The sequence below is a fragment of the Paenalicyclobacillus macrosporangiidus genome, from assembly GCF_900116805.1.
GTDB classification, from domain to species: domain Bacteria; phylum Bacillota; class Bacilli; order Alicyclobacillales; family Alicyclobacillaceae; genus Alicyclobacillus_H; species Alicyclobacillus_H macrosporangiidus.
Genome location: NZ_FPBV01000001.1, coordinates 22095 through 44060, shown reverse-complemented (window position 1 = coordinate 44060; position 21966 = coordinate 22095). Strand labels below are relative to the sequence as shown.

Annotated in this window: 18 protein-coding genes and 1 CRISPR repeat array; of the genes, 11 read left to right on the top strand and 7 right to left on the bottom strand. The window is 64.0% G+C overall.

Annotated features, from left to right (window positions below; genetic code table 11):
* Positions 1-71: 71 nt before the first annotated feature.
* Together BM357_RS00185 and BM357_RS00180 are read right to left on the bottom strand one after the other, a co-directional pair.
* Positions 72-1583: a sensor histidine kinase gene (locus BM357_RS00185; RefSeq protein ID WP_083430029.1), complete on the bottom strand. Its 1512-nt coding sequence runs from the start codon at positions 1581-1583 to the stop codon at positions 72-74.
* Complete coding sequence (locus tag BM357_RS00180; RefSeq protein WP_074948444.1) at positions 1580-2263, bottom strand: response regulator transcription factor; 684 nt, start codon at positions 2261-2263, stop codon at positions 1580-1582. Before BM357_RS00180 ends, BM357_RS00185 begins: the two co-directional genes overlap by 4 nt.
* 163 nt (positions 2264-2426) lie before the next feature.
* Here BM357_RS00180 and BM357_RS00175 point away from each other — a divergent pair, with 163 nt between their 5' ends.
* From BM357_RS00175 to BM357_RS00150, 6 genes are all read left to right on the top strand, one after another.
* Complete coding sequence (locus BM357_RS00175) at positions 2427-3089, top strand: hypothetical protein (protein WP_074948442.1); 663 nt, start codon at positions 2427-2429, stop codon at positions 3087-3089.
* Positions 3086-4393: an MFS transporter gene (locus BM357_RS00170; protein WP_074948440.1), complete on the top strand. Its 1308-nt coding sequence runs from the start codon at positions 3086-3088 to the stop codon at positions 4391-4393. The genes BM357_RS00175 and BM357_RS00170 overlap by 4 nt, the downstream gene beginning before the upstream one ends.
* Before the next feature lie 95 nt (positions 4394-4488).
* Complete coding sequence (locus tag BM357_RS00165; RefSeq protein WP_074948438.1) at positions 4489-4932, top strand: GNAT family N-acetyltransferase; 444 nt, start codon at positions 4489-4491, stop codon at positions 4930-4932.
* A gap of 259 nt (positions 4933-5191) precedes the next feature.
* Complete coding sequence (locus BM357_RS00160; protein WP_074948435.1) at positions 5192-5737, top strand: RNA polymerase sigma factor; 546 nt, start codon at positions 5192-5194, stop codon at positions 5735-5737.
* Positions 5727-6860, top strand: a complete 1134-nt coding sequence (locus tag BM357_RS00155; protein ID WP_074948433.1) for a hypothetical protein — start codon at positions 5727-5729, stop codon at positions 6858-6860. Before BM357_RS00160 ends, BM357_RS00155 begins: the two co-directional genes overlap by 11 nt.
* Positions 6861-7289: 429 nt before the next feature.
* Positions 7290-7928, top strand: a complete 639-nt coding sequence (locus BM357_RS00150) for a YidC/Oxa1 family membrane protein insertase (protein ID WP_074948431.1) — start codon at positions 7290-7292, stop codon at positions 7926-7928.
* Positions 7929-8081: 153 nt separating this feature from the next.
* On the opposite strand, the gene BM357_RS00145 is transcribed toward BM357_RS00150, so the two are convergent.
* Together BM357_RS00145 and BM357_RS00135 are read right to left on the bottom strand one after the other, a co-directional pair.
* Positions 8082-10397: a YcdB/YcdC domain-containing protein gene (locus BM357_RS00145; RefSeq protein ID WP_074948429.1), complete on the bottom strand. Its 2316-nt coding sequence runs from the start codon at positions 10395-10397 to the stop codon at positions 8082-8084.
* A 443-nt stretch (positions 10398-10840) separates the two neighbouring features.
* Entirely contained in the window at positions 10841-12169 is a 1329-nt protein-coding gene (locus BM357_RS00135) for a M20/M25/M40 family metallo-hydrolase (protein ID WP_083430024.1), read from the bottom strand.
* A 253-nt stretch (positions 12170-12422) separates the two neighbouring features.
* Here BM357_RS00135 and BM357_RS00130 point away from each other — a divergent pair, with 253 nt between their 5' ends.
* Complete coding sequence (locus BM357_RS00130) at positions 12423-13220, top strand: dioxygenase family protein (protein ID WP_074948427.1); 798 nt, start codon at positions 12423-12425, stop codon at positions 13218-13220.
* 104 nt (positions 13221-13324) lie between these two features.
* Complete coding sequence (locus tag BM357_RS00125) at positions 13325-14842, top strand: carboxylesterase/lipase family protein (protein WP_074948425.1); 1518 nt, start codon at positions 13325-13327, stop codon at positions 14840-14842.
* A gap of 73 nt (positions 14843-14915) precedes the next feature.
* On the opposite strand, the gene BM357_RS00120 is transcribed toward BM357_RS00125, so the two are convergent.
* Entirely contained in the window at positions 14916-15146 is a 231-nt protein-coding gene (locus BM357_RS00120; RefSeq protein ID WP_074948423.1) for a hypothetical protein, read from the bottom strand.
* 225 nt (positions 15147-15371) lie between these two features.
* Between BM357_RS00120 and BM357_RS00115 the strand changes: the two genes are divergently transcribed.
* Positions 15372-16493, top strand: coding sequence for an FUSC family protein (locus tag BM357_RS00115; RefSeq protein ID WP_074948421.1), 1122 nt, complete (start codon positions 15372-15374; stop codon positions 16491-16493).
* A gap of 7 nt (positions 16494-16500) precedes the next feature.
* Here BM357_RS00115 and BM357_RS00110 read toward each other — a convergent pair whose 3' ends face one another.
* Positions 16501-17085 (bottom strand): helix-turn-helix domain-containing protein, encoded by a 585-nt coding sequence (locus BM357_RS00110; RefSeq protein WP_074948419.1) that lies wholly within the window; start codon positions 17083-17085, stop codon positions 16501-16503.
* A gap of 88 nt (positions 17086-17173) precedes the next feature.
* On the opposite strand from BM357_RS00110, the gene BM357_RS00105 reads away from it, so the two are divergent.
* Both BM357_RS00105 and BM357_RS00100 read left to right on the top strand, forming a co-directional pair.
* A complete protein-coding gene (locus BM357_RS00105; protein WP_074948416.1) occupies positions 17174-17491 on the top strand; it encodes an AzlD domain-containing protein in 318 nt (105 codons plus the stop codon).
* A gap of 32 nt (positions 17492-17523) precedes the next feature.
* Positions 17524-18264 (top strand): AzlC family ABC transporter permease, encoded by a 741-nt coding sequence (locus BM357_RS00100; protein ID WP_074948413.1) that lies wholly within the window; start codon positions 17524-17526, stop codon positions 18262-18264.
* Positions 18265-18604: 340 nt separating this feature from the next.
* Here BM357_RS00100 and BM357_RS00095 read toward each other — a convergent pair whose 3' ends face one another.
* Positions 18605-18937 (bottom strand): hypothetical protein, encoded by a 333-nt coding sequence (locus BM357_RS00095; protein WP_074948411.1) that lies wholly within the window; start codon positions 18935-18937, stop codon positions 18605-18607.
* A gap of 804 nt (positions 18938-19741) precedes the next feature.
* A CRISPR array of direct repeats spans positions 19742-21863; the repeat unit is 36 nt; unit sequence GTGCCACTTCTCAGATCGCCCGCTCAACGATCCGAC.
* Positions 21864-21966 lie beyond the last annotated feature (103 nt).

Sequence of the window (21966 nt, the reverse complement as noted above, 5' to 3'; positions counted from 1 at the left end):
CCTCCTGAGCACAAGCATCCTCCTAACCTGATGCTGGATTCAAGCAGGAGGGTGCCCTCCGGGAGAAGGCGTCATGCAGGCGGTCTCGGGGGATCGGGCGCAGCGGGGAGCGTCACGATGAATTCCGCCCCGCGCCCCGGCTCGCTCTCGCAAGCGATGGTCCCGCCGTGCGCCTCGACGATGGCTTTGCTGATGGCCAGTCCCAGGCCCGCGCCGCCGTGGCTGCGGGATCGCGCGGGATCGACCCGGTAAAACCGTTCAAACAGCCGATCCCGATGCGCTTCGTCAACGCCCTCCCCGTTGTCCCGGACGGCCATGCGAACACCACCCGCCTCGCGCCGGAGAGATACGCGGATGCGGCCGGTCTCCGGATCGGTGTGCTGCACGGCGTTTTGGAAGAGGTTCAGCACCACCTGTTGGATGCGATCCCGGTCGACCCAGGCCACCCCCCCTTCGTCCACGTCCCACTCGAGGGCCCGCGCCCCCGCCAGCACGCGCAACTGGGGCTCCAACTCCGTCAGCAGCCCGTCCAGCGCCTGGCGGCGGAGATGCAGCTCCGGCGCCTCGTCCATCCGCGCCAGGGTGAGGAGGTCCTGCACCAGTTTGCTCAACCGCTCGGCCTCGCGCTGCATGCTCGCCAGGGCTCGCTCGCGCTGTGCGGGATCGCGCGCGGCACCGCGGCCGAGCACCTCGATGAAGCCGCGGATGGCCGTGATGGGCGTGCGCAGTTCGTGGGAAGCGTCGGCGACAAACTGGCGCATGCGTTCGCGGGCGGCCCGCTCGGCGGCGAATGCGCGGTGCAGCCGTTCCAGCATCGCGTTGAACGACGCGGCGAGCTGGACGACCTCCGTCTGGGCGCCTTGGATGTCGATCCGCTCGTCGAGCTTCCCCGCGTCGATGCGCTGGACCGTGTCGACCATCTGGGAGAGCGGATCGAGCGTGCGGCGGATGGTCGGGATGAACGTCAGACACCCGGCCACCATCGCCGAGGCGGCAAGGCAGATGAAGATGATGAGCTGCCGCATGAGGACGCGCCGGAGCGGCTCTGCGTCGGCGCTGACTTGGACGAGGCCCACCGGCTGGCCGGGCGGCCCGACGGGCACCAGCACCACGAGCTGCGGACGCCCCTGTGCGTCCCGGACAACCCGGTAATCCCCCTCCCCGGTGCCGTGCGCAAGGGCGTCCCGGTACACAGTCGCCGGCAGGCGGACGGCGTCCGTCCCGGACGCCGCGGGGAACAGCGCCTGCAGTTGGCCGGACGCGTCGACCCACGCCAGCCGGGTGCCGGGCAGCCCGATGGAAAACGGCTGAGGCCGGTCCGGGCGGGACCACCCGTCGAAGCGCGGTGCCGCCATCCACACCCGCAGCGGGATGGCCCGCACCTCGGAGCGGAGGTCCGCGGCCGTGTTGTGGTAGAGGAAATGGGTCATGAAGGCGTACTGAAACAGCCCGATGAACAAGAGCAGTCCGGAGAGCACCCAGAGGGAGCGTGCCAAGAGCTGATAGCGCAACGACCTCGGCCGGACGAGACGGCGCAGGGCCCGCCACAGGCCTGCGACGGCAAGAAATGCCCGCCGCCTCATGGCAGATCGAGGCGGTACCCCGCCCCCCGGATGGTCCGGATCACGCGGTGCTCGTCGTCCTCCAGCTTGTCGCGCAGGGAACGGATGTACACCTCCACGATGTTGTCCTGGCCGCCGAAGTCGTAGCCCCAAACGTGATCGAGCAGGCGTGCCTTGCTCACCACCGTGTCATGGTGCAGCACGAGGTACTTGAGCAGTTCGTATTCGGTCGCCGACAGGGCGAGAAGGCGTCCCTCAAAGGTGATCTCCTTGCGCCCGTCGTCGATGCGAAACGGCCCGATGACGACTTCCTTGCCGAGGTACGGAAATTGGACGCGCAGCCGGGCCCGGATGCGCGCGAGGAGCTCCTCGAAGCTGAACGGCTTGACGACGTAGTCGTCCGCGCCGATGTCCAACCCGCGCACGCGGTCGGCGACCGCATCCTTCGCGGTCAGCAGGATCACCACCACGTCTCCCATCTCCTTCAGCGCCCGACACACCGCGAACCCGTCCAATCCCGGCAGCATCACGTCGAGGATGACCACGTGCGGCCGCACCGCCTGCGCCGCTGTCAGCGCGGACGGCCCGTCCGGTGCCGTGTGCACCTCAAACCCTTCGTTGCGCAGCCCCAGCTCCAGAAACTCGAGGATGCCGGGCTCGTCGTCGACCACCAGGAGCCGGATCTCGCGGGCCTGTTCCATCCTTGTCACCTCCCCCTCAGTGTACAAAATCCGCCTGTCCGCCGCGACGCGGGACCTGCCGCCCGGCGCGAGATGTGATACGATTCGGATAGCGGCTTGGCGCCGGATCCGCCCCTGTCTGGGGGTCGGCGCGGGCACGCATGGGAGCAGGAGGTTTGTCGGCATGACCTGGATATTGGTGGCGATTATCGTCGTTCTCTTGATTCTGTTGCTGGCGCGCCGCGGCAGCGGATGGTCGGGAAGGCCCGTGTCTCGGCCGTACAGTTCCGGCTCTGGCCACACGCCTTATGGCCCCGGCTACACGCCTTATGGCCCCGGCTACATACCGCCATCGTACAACCCGATGGACCCGCCTCCGTCCACGGGGTTCAGCGCGGGCAGCTTCCTCGGCGGGATGGCCGCCGGGGCGCTGTTGACGTACCTGCTGGAACAGGGCCGCATCGACTGGGCGCAGTACAACTACTTCAACAGCCTGGATCAGCAGCAGATGATGGACGAACTGATGCAACAGAACATCCTCCAGCAGGATGAGATCCATCAACTCCAACAGGAGCTGGCCAACCGCGGCTGGGATGGCCCGGACGGAGGGTACGGCGCAGACGCGGGATACGGCATCGCCCCCGACCCCAGCGACAGTTCGTATCATCAGGTGGATTTCCAACGCGACCCCTACGATCCGGCGAGCGACAGCTGGAACCCGGGGTACGATTCGGGCTCCTACGACGCGGGCGTTGACGGCTCGAGCTTCGGAGACTCCGGTTTTGGAGACTCCGGCTTCGGGGACTCGGGCGGTGTTGACAACGGGGGCGACGGAGGTTGGGTGTGACGACGGTGGGTCCGTCCGACCGGGACGCCCGGGCACCCTCTTCCGGCGCCCTGTGGGCGCTGGCCCTCGGCGGATTTTTGGTCAACGCGGACAACCGGGCCATCGCCCCGATGCTCCCCGCCATGGCGCAATCCCTCCACGTCACCGCCGCCACCGCCGGTCTGCTCGTCACCGCCTATTCGCTGCCGTACGGCCTGTTCCAATTGGTGTACGGCCCGTTGGCGGACGCGGTCGGCAAGGTGCGGACCATCGTCGTGGCGGTGGGCCTGTTCGGGCTCGGCACCATCCTGTGCGGGGCGGTGCAGGGCTTCACCTGGTTGATGGTCCTGCGCGTGCTGACCGGCATCTTCGCCGCCGGGATCATCCCGACGACGCTCGCCTACATCGGGGACACCTTTCCGCCCGCGTCGCGTCCCCGCGCCATTGCGTTCTTCATGTCCATGACGACCACCGGCCAGGTGCTGGGCATCGTCATCGGCGGACTGCTCGCCCAGTTCGTCAGCTACCGCGTGCTGTTCGTGTTGCTCGGCCTCGCCGCCATCCCAGCGCTCTTGGCGATGCGACGGCCAGAGAACGGCGACGCCCGGAGGCATGAACGCCTCGATCCCGCGGCCACCGGCCAACGGTTCACGCCCGGGGACACCGGTCAACAATTCCATCCCGAGGACACCCGCCACCGGTTCACGTCAGCGGAGGCCCTCCGGCGTTACGCCGTCCTCCTGCGCAGCCTCCGCGCGTGGGGGTTGTACGGATTGGTCTTCTGCGAAGGGTTCGCCTTCTACGGCGGGTTCACATACCTCGGCGTCTTCGGCGTGAGCCAGTTGCACCTGAGCTACCTGGTGATTGGCCTGTTGACGGCCCTCTATAGCCTCGGCGCGCTCGTCGGCAGCCGGACCATCGCGGTGGTGCTGTCCCGCGCCGGAGCGTTCCGGATGCCGATGCTTGGGGCCACCCTGATGACGCTCGGCTACGCCATGATTTGGGCCTGGCCAAGTGTGGCGGCGCTCACGGCCGGCTTCCTCGTGCTCGGCTTCGGGTTCAGCTACTGCCACTCCACCCTGCAGACGTTCGCCACCGAACTGCTGCCGGAAGGCCGGGCGACGGCCGTCTCGGTCTTCGCTTTCTCGCTGTTCCTCGGCAGCGGCGTGGGGCCGATGGTCACCGGCACCGTGATGGACCACCACGGGTTGCGCAGCCTGCTCGCTGTGGCCACCCTGGCGATGGCCGCCTTCACGCTGCTCTGCCTGACGCTGTGGCGGCGCCGGCGTTCACCGTCCGTCTTCGACGCGTCGCTCGGCGGTTGAAGCAGCCGGCTGTGCCGCCGCCCCACCCGACCGGCTTCGCGGTGCACCGGGATGGTCCCCGCACACAACACCCTTCAGAGAGAGGATGAACGCGCATGTACCGTGTCGATAAGATCCAAACCCGCGCCGATCTTGAGGCCGCCTACTCGGTCCGCCGCGAGGTGTTCGTGGACGAGCAGCGCGTACCGGAGGAACTGGAACTGGACGAACACGACGAGGCCCCCGGTACCATCCACTTCCTCGCCCGGGACGGCGAGGACAAAGCCGTCGGCACCGCCCGGCTGCGGCCCTACGGTGAAGCGGGCGTCGCCAAGGTGGAGCGCGTCGCCGTGCGAAGGGCGCTGCGGGGCAGCGGGATCGGACGCCTGTTGATGGAAGCTGTTGAGGCGGAGGCCGCGCGACTCGGCTTCAAGAAGCTCGTCCTCTACGCCCAGGCACACGCCCGCGGCTTCTACGAGAAGCTCGGGTACCGCGCATACGGGGACCCGTTTGACGAGGCCGGGATCGAACATATTGCGATGGACAAGCCGGTGCGATGACGCGGCCTCGTCATCGCACCTGCGGCGGGCGGAAATTTTCGGCGCCGATAACATGCTCGGACAGGTTGCATTCCCACGTGGCCGTTCTCCAACCCGTACCGAATCCGCGCAATCGAGAAAATTCCCACCGTCCATCACACAATGGACCCAGGACATCCTCACCCTCTTCGGGGCCATCCCTCAAGACAGCACATCCAGAAACAAATTCGTGCACGTTTCGGTCTATAGAGGCAAGGTGATTTGCGAAGGACGTGACGCGATGGACGATGAGCTTGACGTACAGAGGTCTATCGAAGCGCTCTTCCGCTTGCACAAGGATGAACTGTATCGTCATGTATTGTTCGTGCTCGGGAATCCCACGGATGCCGAAGATGTTGTGGCCGAGGTGTTCATGAAGGTCGTACGATCCTGGCACACGTTTCGGCGTGATTCCAGCGCGAGAACCTGGATATGGTCCATCTGTCGGAATTGTATTTCAGATCACATTCAAAAGAGAAGGAGAACGCAACCTCCTCGCGATGATGGGGAGAGTATGGTTTATCCTGCCGACGTCATGTGTCTGTTCAGCATGGTGGAATGGGACGACATCATCCAGAAGCTGCCCCTCGATCAACGCAGGGTAATCAGCCTTCGCGTGGTGGAAGGATACTCAACTCGAGAGACCGCAGTCCTGTTGGGATGGACAGAGCCGAAGGTTCGGATGGTTTTGTACCGAGCCAAGAACAAGCTTCGAAAGCTGCTGAGCGACCATGCTCCAATCGAAAACCATGGCTTCCACGAGGAGGATAACCCTCATGAAGCTTGATGATTACGAAAAGAAATTGGCTTCATGGAGAGATCTGAAACTCGACAGTGACGCGGAAATCCGTATCCGGTCCAAGATTCAGAAAGAACTTCACGCTCTCCATGACCTCCGAGGTGTCCGCCGTCATCACCGACGTGCCCTCCAGACGGCCATGGTCATCATGTGTTCCGCCGCGGCGATGGCAGGGCTGTGGGTTATCGAAAGAAACAAGTTGGACAGGAAAGGCGTGTCACCCACTGCCGCGACGAATTTCACGCAGCCGCGCTTTCAGCCTCCAACCGGATTTACCGACAGCCAGCAGTTTGCTTCCCCCAACGGAGACATTGTGCTCTACGTCTACCGGTTTATCACCAATAATGGGCAAAGTGACAACTTACAATATGACTTCGTGTCTAACGGGCACCTGTTGTATCAATTCGAGGCACCCTACACAACGGGAGAACAACCGCTGTGGTTCACAGCCGGTAGTACCCAGTATTGTGCACTGAAGTTGCCGCCGCCGCTCCTCAATCCCACCAATGCACCCGGGGCAGATTTCTGTACGATTGAGATCTTGCGGTTTGCGCATAGCACCCCCGATCATTGGTCCGTGACCACAAGCGCGAAAGACGTTCGCAAGGACTTGGGCTTCATGTGGAAGCAAGGCAACAAATTGTTGGTGCGGGGGGGAGACTTCGGGTTCGGCATACCCATCTGGTACTCCTTCTCGCCGGAGGGCGTAACCAAGCAAACTGTGAATCGACCGTATCCAGAACCGGGGGACCTACCGAAGAACAGTGTGATATATCGGTTGAATGCAAAGAGCACCAAAGTTGGAGATGTCACTACATTGGAGCTTTCCGGGGACCCTGGGCCGCTTCACCTGAAAGTGGGGCAGACGTTCGTACTGGAGATCACCCCCACTCCGGCCGTCCCGATAGCAGCCCTACTGTATCCGGATTATGGCGACCCTGGGGACGGAAGTTTGGCGTGGCGGCTGCCTTCTCCATATACGAACGCAATGGTATACAAAATGGCGACCGTTGCGAACCATGGGCGGATTTTTCTGAACCCAGTCCCCATGACCAAGGATCCCGTGCGCCTAACAGGACTCACGGAAATCCCTGTGGTGGTAACGAAATAGCAGGATGATGCCCCCGCCCCGCACCAAAGGGCATTCCAATCCCTATGGACCCGCCATTCCATGGCGTGGTAAGATCAGATTCTGGGACAGCGCGACCAAACGAGTGGCTGCAGTTTTGGCAGGTGAGGGGCATGAACGAATCGTATCCAATCCTGTACCTTCTCCCATGGCTCGCCATCCTCGCGACATTTGCGGTCGTGTGGTGGCGCCGTACGGGACGACACCCTGCGCCCGTCCGCGTCTGGTCATTCGATGCCCCCGTCTGTCCCGTGTCTGCCCAGGAGCCTCATGTTCCCTGGAGTCTGCGCATCATCCGCTGCGTGCGGCGAAAGCGCCCCGCACGGAAACGGGATGATGAAGATCCATCCTCCTTTTGGCAGCGTCATGGTGCACGTGCCCAACGACGAATGCCCAAAGGAGGAATCGTGTATGTACGCTCACGTGGAGCAGAGTCTGCTCACCCTCTTGCAGATCCTGGCCGGCTGGACCCATGACACCGGCCTGGCCATCGTCCTGTTCACCCTGGGTGTCCGGCTGTTGTTGACGCCCCTGTCCGTTCGCATCGCCAAGAACACCCTCGCCCAACTGGCCGCCTCGCGCGTGCTCGAAGGGATGAAAGCCACTTGGAAGGGGTCGCCCGCCGAGTGGCTGAAGGTCCAGAGAAAGGTCCTGGACGATCACGGCGTCAAACCGCTGTCCTCCACTCTGTTGGTGTTCGCCCAGAGCCCCGTGTTCATCGTTCTGTACCGCCTGTTTCGCTATCTCAACCACCCGGTGACCAGCGTGCTGGTCCCCTGGGTGCCCGCCTTGACCCTGGGCGATCCGTTGCATCTCGTCCCACTGGCCGCGGCCGTGCTGATGGCCTTGGCCAGCCTCGTAACGTACGGATCCATCACCGTTCAACCGCCCCAGAGTCTTGGAGCCGCTGTCACCGGTGCCATCACCCTGGTCATCCTGTGGAGTGCACCGGTCGCCGTCGCCCTCTACTACGTCACGTCGGGCCTGTGGAGTGCGGTAGAGCGCTGGCTGTTCGGGCGCATCCTGATACGCAAGCCCGCCCTGGATTGATCCACCCTCAGCCGAAGGCCGGCGCTCGACGCACAGGAGAACGAGATTGAAAAAGGGGCTGGTGCGCCAGCCCCTCTCTGTCGGATTGAACCGCGTGACACCCGCCGCGGGGCATCCGTCACGCGATGCCTGGATGCTTCCTCTGTCCTGTCATCAGTTGCTGGAGAGATACACCTGCACCGCCCGAACCAGCGCCTGTGCCGCTTCACCGACGGTGAGCGTTTGATTCGGCATGAATTTGCCGTTCTGCAATGGCAACACCCCGGCCTGGCTCATCATCGCCGCCGCTCCAAGCGCCCATGACGGCACGGATTTCGCATCGCTAAATCCCACTTTGAAGAACGCGGGGTGTGCAGCCGGCCCCTGCCAGCCCATCCATTCGACCAACCACTGCGCAGCTTGCGCCCGTGTGAGCGCACCCTGCGGTTGAATCGGCCCTTGGTTGTGAATCCATCCCTGCAGAATGGCCTCTGAGAGTTCGCTGGCGTACGGCGTGCTCGGCGTGACGTCAGGGAACTGGGGCGTTGGGTCCGATCCAATGTTCATATTGTAGGCACGACTCAACCAGGCAATAAAACGCCCTCGGGTCATGGTCTCGGAAGGATTCACCGCACCGGAACCGCTCACCTCATCACTCGTGATGATCCCGTGCTGCTCGAGGACAGAGATGGCCGCCTGCGGAGTGAGATTCGCGGGGATGCCCGATCCCATGGACTGCCCCAAGAACGGCGGCTGTTCCCACTCCCCTGTCAACGCGTTCAGTGTGCCAATCCCGTTCGCGAGCGGAGCCGCGGCATAGACGAGCTTCGCGGTGCTGCCGTAGTTGAGCGGAAAGGGCTTGTCCGGCGAAGAGGGCTGTTGCGGCAACATGTACTGAAGGACGAGCGGAGCGGCCTGTTCGTACTCCGACATGGCGCGCTGCAATGAGAGGGCTTTACTCGGCGACGGAAACTCGGTGGACGGGTCGATCTGCAAGGACACACCTTGAACCTGTCCCGTGGCGGGGTCCAGCGTCAACTGGAGTCCCGGCACCGGAATCCCGTTCACCAGGAAATCGTAAAAGAATGGGGCCTGATTCGGTGGATAGCCCACGACCTGGGTCTGTTCAGGGGCAATGGCTCCTGTCAGGTTGGGGTACAACTTGGCCACCGCCGCATTGGCTGCGGCCTGCAGTTGCGCAGCAGACATGGGCGTTGCGGGTGATTGCGACAGGCCCTGGCTGTAGGCGTTGTAGCGCACAATCACGCCATCCGTACCGTCCACGTCCACAGACACACCGGCCCCCGTTTTGGCGTTGGTGTAACTCAGGCTCCAGATCACGTGATTGGGAAACACACTGCCGTTCCCGCGATGCTGCTGTGCCATTCTGAGTGTCCAATCCGGGCCATCGAGGCCGAACTGCTTCGCCACCTGAGCCGTGACTTGATCTTGGGTGAGCGGCGTCGATGAGGGCGCCGGGAATTTTTTCGGACCGTTCGGATCGATGGGCGCAGGCGTGTCGTCCCCTTGGGACGGTGGCGTCACGGGCTTGCCATCGGTCCCAATTTCCTCCCCGGTCGTTGCATCAATCACCGGGAGTGGACTGGCCGCGAAACCCGGTGCATTTCCGATGGGCTGGTACACCAACTCCATCGGCCCTGGTCCCTGCGGCGTGTACCTCTGCTGGTAACGCAGCGCCAACTTCAGGTGGGATTCATATATCTTCTGCGCTTGGGAGGCGGGAATGACGTTGGCCTCCCCCGCCGCGGGAAAGGTCGCCTCATGCCACGAGAAATTGTAGTATTGCAGTTGTCCGTCGGTCCCTAACTGTACGCGCATGCTGTCGAAGGGCGCCAGGATTCCGTTGACTTTCCGGACAAACAGAAAGGAAAATCCGCCCTGAAGCTGGCTCTTATCCGCCAGCGCCACGCTGCTCGCTTGACTGGGCGCCAGTTTCTTCACCCAATCCACCGCAATCGTCTGGGCATCCGCGAGACGGATGGGGTTCTTTTCCTGCCAAGCCGACCCGGTATTTTGGAATTGCAATACCTGTCCCGTATTCGCATCCACCGTGGCGTGCGCGTAATTCTGATTGAGGCGAGGGCCCGACTGGTTGGCGAACGCCATCATGTTCCAGTCGATCTCGTAGACGACTTGGTTCGCCACCAAAGGATCGGGGTTCAGAGTTACCGTCGGTGTCCCGAGATTCGCCACCAACGGCGAAAACAGCTTCTCCACGACCACAAGCGCGTCTTGCTGGGACAATTTCGGCTGGAGTTGCGTCACGTCCTGGGATGCAGCGGATGCGGAGGTCGACGTGGCGCCCGATGTGCCCGCGGTTCCACTGGAGACTTGCGAAGTCGCCGCGTAGACCGGCAGCGCACCACAGGCCATGGTCAAGGTGACCGCCACGGTGCTGGCGGCGATGGATGCGCCAGAACGCCTGGGACGGTGCGGCAAACGTCTTTCTTTTCTGAACTCTTGTTCCATCGTTTCCCCCTCCAGGTCATGCGCGCTGTCTTCGGAACAGATGCGAGATGACATGGCGCATGCAAAGACTGCAGATTCAAAACATCACGTGAATATTCTACCAGAACTTTACGATTCATGCCAGTTGATTTCTGTGAAACCCTGCCTGGACCCCGGAGTGTCTATCTCCTTGTTGACACCTCCGCTTTCTTCAATCCTCTGACTCCAACAACGTCTTCAACATTCCTTCCCGATTGAGCAGAAACTGTTTTGTAATGACATAGTGTTCCGTGTCTTCATAACGAATGGGGGATAAGGGACTCGTATCAAAGTTGAGGATGTCTGCGTTCGGATACCCCCAAGAACACGAGGATCACCGCCTGGCCAAACCGTGCTTCAGCGCATTCGAAAGACCTGAACCCCGGCAGTTAAGAGCGACTTTTCGGGATGTGCGCGGGGCCCGGTCATCGGCCGGAACCCCGCCTGGGCAACAACGGCTCCGTCACCCCCGCCACGCCGACCAAGCCCAGCACCGTCAAGAGCACGCGCTGGACGCCCTGGTGGCCGTCCGTCGGATCGAACCATTCCTGCACGGTGTGCACCCCGCCGCAGCGGCCCCCGCCGCCGAGCGTCACCGCCGGGATCCCGAGATGGATGGGGACGTTCGAGTCCGTGCTGCTCGGCCCGTCCAGTTCCGCCCCGAAGCCGAGCGCCTGCGACGCCGCCAGCGAAACCTGCACAATCGGTGCGTCCGACGGCTGCGATCCCGCCGGCCGATCCCCGACCTGCACCACCTCCACCGTAATGGCGTCGCTGTCCCAGCGCCGGTTCTCCGCCTCCACGGCGGCGTGCACCCGCCGCAGCACCTCCGCCTCCAGTGCCGAGAGCGCCGCCTCGTCGTTGGATCGCATGTCCAGCATCAATTCCGCCTCGGCGGCGATGGTGTTGACGGATGTGCCACCCCGCACCGTGCCCACGGTGAACGTCGTCTTCGGATCCGCCGGGACTTCCACGTCGGCGATGGCCGCAATCGCCCGGCCCATCGCATGGATGGCGCTCGGCAACCCGAACGCGCCGAAGCTGTGCCCGCCTGGGCCGCGGAAGGTGATGCGATAGCGGTGGCTGCCGGTGGCCAGGTACGTGGTGCGCGCGGGATCGTCCGGCTCCACGGAGATGAACCCGTCCACCTCGTTTTCGCGGAAGAACGCCTTCACCCCGCGCAGATCGCCGAGGCCTTCCTCGCCGACCGTGGCGCCGAACCATACGTCGCCCACCGTCTCCAGGCCGGCGCTATTCATCGCCCGCAGGACCGCCAACACCACCGCCAGCCCGCGCCCGTCATCGCCGATCCCCGGCGCGAACAGCTTGCCGTCCTCTCGCCTCACCCGGCAGTCGGTGCCCTCCGGGAACACCGTGTCCAGGTGCGCGCTCACAAACACCGTCGGGCCGTCGCCCGTGCCGCGTCGCACGCCGAACACGTTCCCCTCCGCGTCCACGCGGATGTCCGCCAGGCCCAAGGCCTCCAGGTCCGCACGGAATGCCCGCCCGCGCGCCTCCTCGTGAAAAGGCGGCGCCGGAATCTCCGTCAGCCGGATCTGGTCCGCCACCGTCGTCTCGTGGTCCGCCTCGGCGAACCGCAGGGCCGCCTGCACCCGTGCGTCCGCTTTGAGCCGCTCCACCGCCTCCGCCACCTCGCGGGAGATGTACCGCACCGCGTCGTTCTCCTGCGCGTGATCCGGCGCGGTGCCCTGGACGGTACCCCGCACCTGTTCCTGCACGTTCTCCTGTCCCATGCCGCCGCCTCCTCAGTGCCCCGCCGGCTGTCGCTCGGTGCCGACATGCCGATGAAGGACAAACTTCCAACACTGGTTCCAGTGTGCCACGGGTTCGGGGAGCGGCGCAACCGGACAGATGACAGCCGCCCGTTGGTGTAACATGGAGGTGATGCATCCGTGACCAGACACAACCCGCCGAACGGCAACAAGCCATGCGCGATCCCGTTGGCGAACGGGATCGCACAACGCCACAACAATGGAGGAAACGCGGATGTCCCTTCTCCCAAGCCTGTTCATCGCCCACGGATCGCCCATGGTCGCCGTGGAGGACAGTGTGTACGGCCGGTTTCTCGACACCCTCGGGAGCCGGCTGAGGCGCCCTAGGGCCGTCGTGGTGTTCACCGCCCACTGGCTGAGCGGGGCGCAGGCTGTCAGCGCCAGCCCGAACTACGAAACCATCCATGATTTCGGCGGCTTTCCCGATGAGCTCTACCAGATCCAGTACCCGGCCCCGGGCGAGCCCGCGCTCGCCGGAACCATCCGCAGCCGCCTCGCGGAAGCGGGCGTCCCTTGCCACCTCGATGCCCGTCGCGGTCTCGATCACGGTGTCTGGACCATCCTCCGCCGCCTGTATCCGGACGCCTCCATCCCCGTGGTGGCGATGTCCGTCAACCCGCGCCTGACACCCGCCGGACAATTCGCCATCGGCCAGGCGTTGGCACCGCTTCGAGCGGATGACGTGTTGATCATCGGCAGCGGCGCGACCGTTCACAACCTGGCGGCGCTCGACTGGGCGCGCCAAGACGGCGTCCCCGACGAGTGGGCCCTGGCCTTCGAGACCTGGCTCGAATCCCGCCTTGTCGCCTGGGATCTCGAGGCCTTGTTTGATTATCGCCGCTTGGCCCCCGGGGCCCATCAGGCCGTCCCAGCCTGGGGCACGGAGCACTTCGCGCCGCTGCTGTACGCCATGGGGGCCGCCGCCGATACGCCTTCCGCCGCGCTGTGGCATCGCGACTTCCAATTCGGAAATCTGTGCAACAGCGTGTACGCGTTCGGAGTGGAAGCGTGAATATTTCGACCCGACAACAGGAAGAGACTGTTCCCCAAATGATTTTCCGTCTAAAATATCTGTAGGAAGTTCACAGGATGACAGGACGGAGGAGGCAGGACTGCATGAACCATGTGGTGGAGACGAAGTACGGTTTGGTGCGAGGATTCTCCGCCCGCGGCGTGCGGCACTGGCGGGGCATCCCGTTCGCCAAACCGCCCGTGGGCACACGGCGATTCCAACCGCCCGAACCGCCCGATGCGTGGGACGGCGTGCGCGACGCCACCGTCTTTGGTCCCGCATCCCTCCAACCCGAGGATCAGGCCATCGCCAACATCGTCGGGCGCGCCAAGCTGCCCGAGAGCGAGGACTGCCTGTACCTCAACATCTGGGCACCGGAGGACGACGGCCCTCACCCCGTGATGGTGTGGATCCACGGCGGGGCGTACGTGGCCGGATCCGGTTCGGTGAATTGGTACGACGGGACTTCGTTCGCGCAAAACGGCGTGGTGCTGGTGACCATCAACTACCGGTTGGGGGCGCTCGGGTTCTTGTATCTGGGGGATCTCTTCGGGCCTGCATTCGCGTCGTCGGCCAACCTCGGCATCCAGGACCAGGTGGCCGCCCTGCGCTGGGTGAACGAGAACATCGCCGCCTTCGGCGGTGATCCCGGCCAGGTGACCCTCTTCGGCGAGTCGGCCGGCGCCGGCAGCGTCGCCACCTTGCTCGCCACGCCCAGCGCCCGCGGACTGTTCCAGCGCGCCATCCTGCAGAGTGGATCGGGCGCTCTCGGCGTACACACCCCCGACACCGCCTCCGCCATCACCGAGCGCTACCTCGCCGCCCTCGGCGTCCAGGCGGGCGACGCGGACGCGCTGCTGGCCGTGCCCGGGGAGAAATTTGTCGAGGCGGCGTCCGCCCTGCGCGAACCGGCGCTGCCGTTCGGCCCCGTCGTGGACGGCCGCATCCTGCCGAAGCACCCGATGCTGGCGCTCGATGACGGCGTCGCGCGGGACATTCCGGTCATCCTCGGCGTCACCCGGGACGAGTACAACCTGTTCGTCGCCCAGGACGACCGCTGGTTCCAGGCGGACGAGGATACGCTTCGCCAGCAGTTGCGCCGGATGGATCCCAGGTTGCCGGACGGCGTGATCAACTACTACCTCGCGCACAGACAGGGGGATACGGCGGGCGCCAAGCTGAGCCCGCTGGTGACATACCGCGTGTTCGTCGAGCCGATGCTGCTGACGGCCGACAAATTGGTGCAGCAGGGGACGCCCGTGTGGATGTACCGGTTCGACTGGGCATCTCCCGTCCTCGGCGGCCGGCTCGGGGCGTGCCACGCGATGGAGATCCCGTTCGTGTTCAACAATCTCCATCAGACGGGCGTGGACCGGTTTACAGGGGATTCGCCGGACCGGCAGCCCATCGCGGACCAGATGCACCGGGCGTGGACCAACTTCGCCAAGACCGGCAACCCGAACACCGCGGATGGAACGGAGGAACCCGTGTGGCCGGCGTACGACCTGAAGCGGCGGGCGCTGCTCGCCTTCGGGACGGACACGCATGTGGAGGACGATCCGTACGGCCCCGAGCGCGCCGCCTGGTCGGCGGCGGCCCCGCCGTCCGTTTCCATTCCCTGAGCCACGTTCCCGTTCCGATGCGATCGGCGTGGGGGGAGTGGCGCCCCCTCCCCCGCGCCCCCGCCCGCCACGGTCAATGGTGGACGTCGTCCGGATCGACCTTGTGGCCGTAATGCTTTTTCACGTTCTCCACGGCGTCTCCGTCAATCAAGTATTCCGCTTCCGGCGTGCTCAGCTTGATGAGTCGTTTGTCGACGTCAAACGCGGTGTCCCCGAGGTGGATCTCGTACGATTCGCCCGCCGCGGTGGTGATGATGAGCTCTCCCCACTCGCGCAGTTGCTCCTGCACAGCTTCCATTTTCATGCACAATCACCTCCAGGATGATCCTCTCCCGCGGGATGGCCGGGTATGCAATGGAGACATGCGGATGGTATGTTAGAATTCATTACACAAACAGCACCATGGATGGGGATATGTTATTTTTGATTACACAACCCCATTGACACTCGCGATACCTCGCCGTAAAATCCATTCAGAAGCACCGGATTTACGTCATATTTCATTACACAAAGGAACAGGATGATGCCCATGTCCGCCTTCGGCTCCCGCATCCATTCTGCCGCCCTCAGCCGCCTGCGCCCGCTCCTCCCCGCGGTCGGGCCCCGCACCGTCAAGACCTGCTTGGCCATCGCCCTGTCCATCGCCACCGCACGCGCCCTGCACCTGATGTCCCCGCAGTTCGCCGGGGTCGTCGCCGTTCTCGCCGTCCAGCCGTCCGTCCACCGCTCCCTGCGCCAAGGCGTCCGCCAGTGGCTGAGCGCCGGCCTGGGCGCAGCCGTGGGCATGGGCGCCATCCTCGCCCTGGGCCGGCCGGCGTGGTGGATCGGGCTCATCGTCCTCCTGGTCCTCGGATGGCACGTCCGGTGGCGATGGACGCAGTCGCTCCTGATTGCCGTCGTGATCGTCATCAACACCATGGGGGCCGACGGGATGTCCTCCGTCGCGAGCGGTCTGAACCAACTGGCGCTGGTCACCATCGGCATGGGCTACGGCACGCTGGCGAATGTGCTCATCCGCCCGTCCCACACGGGCACCGTGCGCTACCTCATCGACCAGTGCGAAGCCGGACTGACCACCCTGTGGCAGATCCTTCGCCGGGACGTGGACCGGGGGATGATGACCGCGTACCCCGACTTTCGCGCCCGCATTGACGATGTCCGCCAGCGCATCCAGGAAGGATTCCGGTTCGCTGCGTACGTCGCCGAGGACCAGCGCTATGACCCCCGCACGGCGGTCGATCCCACCGTCCATCCCACAGCCATCTTCTCCGCCCTGGAATCGGCGCTGGAGCGCACGCGCGACGTCCATCGCTCGCTCCAGCCGCTCTCCGGGTACCGGATGCACCCGGACCTCTACCGGGCCCTGCGCCTCTGCCAACGGGCGCTGGCCCATGTCATCGCCGGGCGGCCGTGTCACGCCGGCCTCGCGGATCCCGCCTTCCGGCGCGCGGAGCTGTCGCTCATGCAGCTTCCCGCCACCCCGGCCCCGAGCGATCTGCGCCGGCACATGGCGCAGTACCAGGTCCTCCAGCACCTGCGCCAGTTTTACGCCGCGCTGGCCCTCTGCGCGCAGGCCCGCCAGGCGAGCCGTCCCGCTCCAGACGCGGAGCCGTTGGATTTCGCCGAACGCATCCGGCAGTTGGTGTCTTGAAGCGGCCTTACGGCAGCGGGCTCTCCCCCGCCCGCGCGTACGTCAGGAAGACGGTGAACGCGCACATCCCGTCCCCGCCGTTTTCGTACACGTGGGCCAAGTCCGCGCGAAACACCGCGGCGTCCCCCTCTTCCAGGGTGTACCGGTGCTCACCGGCAATCAGCGTGAGCACCCCTTGATGCACCCACAGCCCCTCCGACACCCCGGGCCCGTGTGCCTCCGCCGCATGCACGCACCCGGCGGCCAGGTGGACATCATACACCTCAGCCGCGTGCGGATGGCGGATCGCCAACAGGCTCCGGACCACATACCCCCCGCCGTCGTCGGCCACCACCGGCTGCTCCTCCCGGCGAACGACCGTCACCCGCGGCGCTTCCAGCGGCTGCAGGAACGCCGAGAAGGGCACGCCGAGACCCGTCGCAATCTTCCACAGCGTCACCACCGTCGGATTTGACTCTCCCCGCTCAATCTGGCCGAGCATCGGTTTGCTCACGCCGGTGGCCTCCGCCAGGCGGTCAAGCGTCCAGCCCCGCTCCTTTCGCAATCGCCGCAGGATGGCCCCAATCTGCGCTGTCACTCGATCCGACTCCACCCACATCCCTCCCGCAGGCCATCATAACAGATTTTCTGTATGTTATGATATACTTCACTTAACGCACCCGATCCCGGAGGGATCGCCGATGAGCCTCACCCTGCTGGAAGTCCTGTTGATTGGCGCCGGCACGTACTTGATCCGCGCGGGATCGCTGAGCTTGGGAAGCCGCGTGTCCTGGCCCTCGTGGGCACAGGCCTGGATGTCGTTCGTCACGCCCGCGGTGCTCGGCGCACTGCTCGGCCCGCTGCTGGTGCTGCCGGGCGGGCAGGCGGTGCCTCCGCTGCACAATCCCACCCTCCTGGCCAGCCTGCCGACGGCCGTCGCGGCGTGGAAGACGCGGAGCCTGTTGTGGACGGTCGCCGTCGGCGTCGTGTGTTTCGCACTCATCCGTCCGTTGACCTGATGCGCTGCGCATCCCACCGGGAGGTGACGGATATGCTTTCTTCCGCGGTTCGCCGGGGGCTTCAGGACGCGGCCCCCGTCGCGTTGGCGTATTTCCCCATCGCCATGACCTTCGGCGTCATTGCCGTGCAGTGCGGGCTGCCCGTGTGGCTGGCGGTACTCATCTCCGTCGCCGTGTACGCGGGCGGAGCCCAGTTCATGCTCGTCAGCCTGGTCTCGTCGGGCGCTTCCTTTGCCGCCACCGTTGCCACGGTGCTCTTGGTCAACCTCCGCCACGCCCTGTATGGGACGACGCTCGGCCCCGCGGTCAGCCGTTGGCCGGAGAGGAGCAAGTGGCTCGCCGCCTTCGGGTTGACGGACGAGGTCTTCGCCGTCACCAGCGGCAGGCTGCTGCAGCACCCGCCCGATCCCGCGGCGCAGATCACACTCTCTTTCACCTGCTACGCCAGTTGGTTGGCCGGCACCGTCGCCGGCGCGGTCATTGGCCAGGCGGCCCCTGCGGGTCTGTCGTCCGTCCTGAACTTCGCCCTGCCCGCGCTGTTCCTGGCCCTGCTCCTCATGAGCGTGACGTCGCCTGCCCACCTGGCCGCCGCCCTTACGGGCGCCGCTGCGGCCCTCGTATGCACTTGGCTGCACGTTGGCGGAGCCGGCATCGTGATCGGCGCCATCCTCGGCGCGACCACCGGCGCAGGCCTATCCAAATGGCTCAACCGGGGCATTCCGGGAATGGTTCCTCCGGGAGACCAGAGGCACGAACCGACCTGTAATCCGTAAAGCTCCGCCCATCTTTCCACGGATCTCCACCGGGTTTTCCATCGTGTTTTCCATCGTGTTCTCCATCGCCAGCAGGCACCCGCTCCCCAGCCACGCCATCGCTTTCGGGCTTGTCTGTCAAGCAGACGTAACCTCCATCACCCCGATGGGGATCGGGGCCCCTGTGTCGTTGGTGCCTGGTCAATCCTGTCATTGGTCTGATTTGTCGATCCTGTCGTCGGCGTGCCACGTGGATCGGCCGGCCCGGCTCACGACGGACATCCAGCGAACAGCGCAGACCGTGCGGCAAAAGGACCAGTCTCCCGACTGGTCCCGAATTTCCCATCGTCCTCTTCGCCCGTCACCACCACAACAGCCCCCACAGCGCGTAGATGGTGAGGAACGCCACCGCCCAGCGGGCCCAGGGCCCGCCCCATCCCCAACCTCCATAGGGGCGGTAGGCGCCCCCGACACCTGGGCCATAGCCGCCCCACCAGGCGAGCGCGAGATCGAGCTTCTGTTCATCCGTTCCGACCTCCATACTCGTCACCTGTGCCGGGACGTACCGCGCCGGAGACACCACAATCATGGCGTCTGGCGTCACCCGCTCCACGACCCCCACGTGTTGCCCGTACGGCGTGCGGAAACGCACCCACTGACCCACATACTGTTGACACTGCGCTCTCGAGACCATTCGTTTCACCTCCCGGGCCGGCGCCCCAGTCCGACACCCTGCACCGAACCGCCATGGACCAGACAGAGGGCGTGGCCGGACGATGGCCCGGCACACGCGTGGCGCGGGCACACCACAAGATTCATTGCACCGAAACGCAGATCATCGCCGCATCGGGCACCAACGGGGGGATGAACCCGAAGATCATGAGGAACACCGCCGCACACCGCGGGTAGTCCCGAAAGCACACCGTCCATTCACGTCCCCCCCCTTCGCACGGCATGTCGTACCGTATGCCGAAGATCAGGGGACGGGGAGGGTGTCGGTCCCCCTCGGGGGCCCGATCCTTGGCCCGATCCGCTGGTTTCCGCCGGTGCCACTGCTCAACGAATTCATCGCCAGCTACGCGGGGTGCGCTGTTGCGATTCCACCGTAAACCCGTGGAGGAGATCATTACGCCAACGACCGGTTCCGGACCCAGATACTTGTGTCGGATGTGCACTACCGAGTAGGACGGGATGGTACGGTTTGAAACGGTGCGGGACAAGAATGGGCAAAAGCAGACAACTGGGGACAAAATCAGGTTTACACGCAGGAACGAGCAGTTCATAATGTAACTAAAGAACCGAGCGCATCATGTATAGTGCCCGCCAGATGGCGGTCTGACGGGCAGAGAGGCGGGACCTGCAGCACCAGCGCTTGGGCCGAATGAGCAGCAGATAGCCAATCCAAGGCCGGCCAGCCTTTAACGGGATTGGCTGTCATCTTTTTTGAGGACGAGTTCCATCTTGAGCTGCAGTAGCACGAGATGCGTGACAAGACACGGTGCCACTTCTCAGATCGCCCGCTCAACGATCCGACCCATCTGCCGTTCGATCTCCTCGCAGTACACATCCGTGCCACTTCTCAGATCGCCCGCTCAACGATCCGATGGTATGGGCTCATCGAGCGTCACTGGCCCCTCAAGTGCCACTTCTCAGATCGCCCGCTCAACGATCCGACTCTTGTCAAACTGCTTGCTGATGTCCATGGACTTCGGGTGCCACTTCTCAGATCGCCCGCTCAACGATCCGACCGATGAGGTCGAACGGTTGCACGGCGTGCTTCAGAGTGCCACTTCTCAGATCGCCCGCTCAACGATCCGACCTCAAAGCCCTGCACCACACCGGACGCGATCGACCCGCGTGCCACTTCTCAGATCGCCCGCTCAACGATCCGACGGTGTCGCCGAATCGTGTTGCGGAGTGGTGTAACGAGTGCCACTTCTCAGATCTCCCGCTCAACGATCCGACCCAACCTTCATGCTTCTTACACTCCACAGAAAAAGGAGTGCCACTTCTCAGATCGCCCGCTCAACGATCCGACGCGGATTCCAGTGGACTGACACGACCATATTCACAGTGCCACTTCTCAGATCGCCCGCTCAACGATCCGACCTGGTCGTGGCCGCCACAATCAGGATGCCACTTTTGTGCCACTTCTCAGATCGCCCGCTCAACGATCCGACAATCGCGAGATCGAATAGCGGTTTTCTCAGTTTGGAGTGCCACTTCTCAGATCGCCCGCTCAACGATCCGACTAAGCTCCACGTACACGGACGCGAACTTTTCCCACGTGCCACTTCTCAGATCGCCCGCTCAACGATCCGACCACTGAACTTGGCATACGTGATTGAGCCGGATGCCGGTGCCACTTCTCAGATCGCCCGCTCAACGATCCGACGCAGCGGAAGCAAGGATCACGGTGCGCGAAAAGCTGGTGCCACTTCTCAGATCGCCCGCTCAACGATCCGACCTGATCGGCCTCACAAGGAAGCTCCACCCGCAAAGCAGTGCCACTTCTCAGATCGCCCGCTCAACGATCCGACGAGGGCTTCTCGGCCCTCTCTTTTTGATTGGAGGCCGTGCCACTTCTCAGATCGCCCGCTCAACGATCCGACAATGAGACAACACAAAAACCCGCCCATCTTCGAGCGGGTGCCACTTCTCAGATCGCCCGCTCAGCGATCCGACATTTATGTCTGCTGCTGATAAGGCAAAATTAAACAGTGCCACTTCTCAGATCGCCCGCTCAACGATCCGACTGAACACGAGCTTAAGCCAGGTGCAACGCATGCTGGTGCCACTTCTCAGATCGCCCGCTCAACGATCCGACGTATTCTCTCCATTACACGCGGCTCAAGGACCTGGTGGTGCCACTTCTCAGATCGCCCGCTCAACGATCCGACGAGCGGATTGAAGCGCAGGACCCGGTTGCGCTGGGTGCCACTTCTCAGATCGCCCGCTCAACGATCCGACGCAGTACTACGAAGTTGGAAAAGAAGCGATCAAATGTGCCACTTCTCAGATCGCCCGCTCAACGATCCGACCATGTATGCCTTGACTGATCGCGCGCGTGGTACGATGTGCCACTTCTCAGATCGCCCGCTCAACGATCCGACACGGTGGAATTTGATGTGAATTAGAGGTGCGCACGGTGCCACTTCTCAGATCGCCCGCTCAACGATCCGACCGCGGCTGAATCTTTGTTGGAGCACGTCCATCTCCGGTGCCACTTCTCAGATCGCCCGCTCAACGATCCGACATGGCGGCGGCTATGAACGGCGCTGGATTGTACTAGTGCCACTTCTCAGATCGCCCGCTCAACGATCCGACGATAAGGCGTATCAGGAGGCCGAGGCGCCGCAGTTCGAGTGCCACTTCTCAGATCGCCCGCTCAACGATCCGACGACGGCTACACGCTGGCGAATAATACGACCTACACGCTGTGCCACTTCTCAGATCGCCCGCTCAACGATCCGACCGACGGAAAGCCGTGGGTCACGGCTCCGCTCACCCTCGTGCCACTTCTCAGATCGCCCGCTCAACGATCCGACACCTCATACTCCATGTGCTCACCGCCTTTCCAAGACGTGCCACTTCTCAGATCGCCCGCTCAACGATCCGACAGCAGGTGCTCGCAGGCCGCATGCTTCAAGATGTCCAGCACTCCCGCGCGAGCGCCGACAGATGCCCTGTGGATTTGGTCCACTCTCGTCTCCCCGAACATCG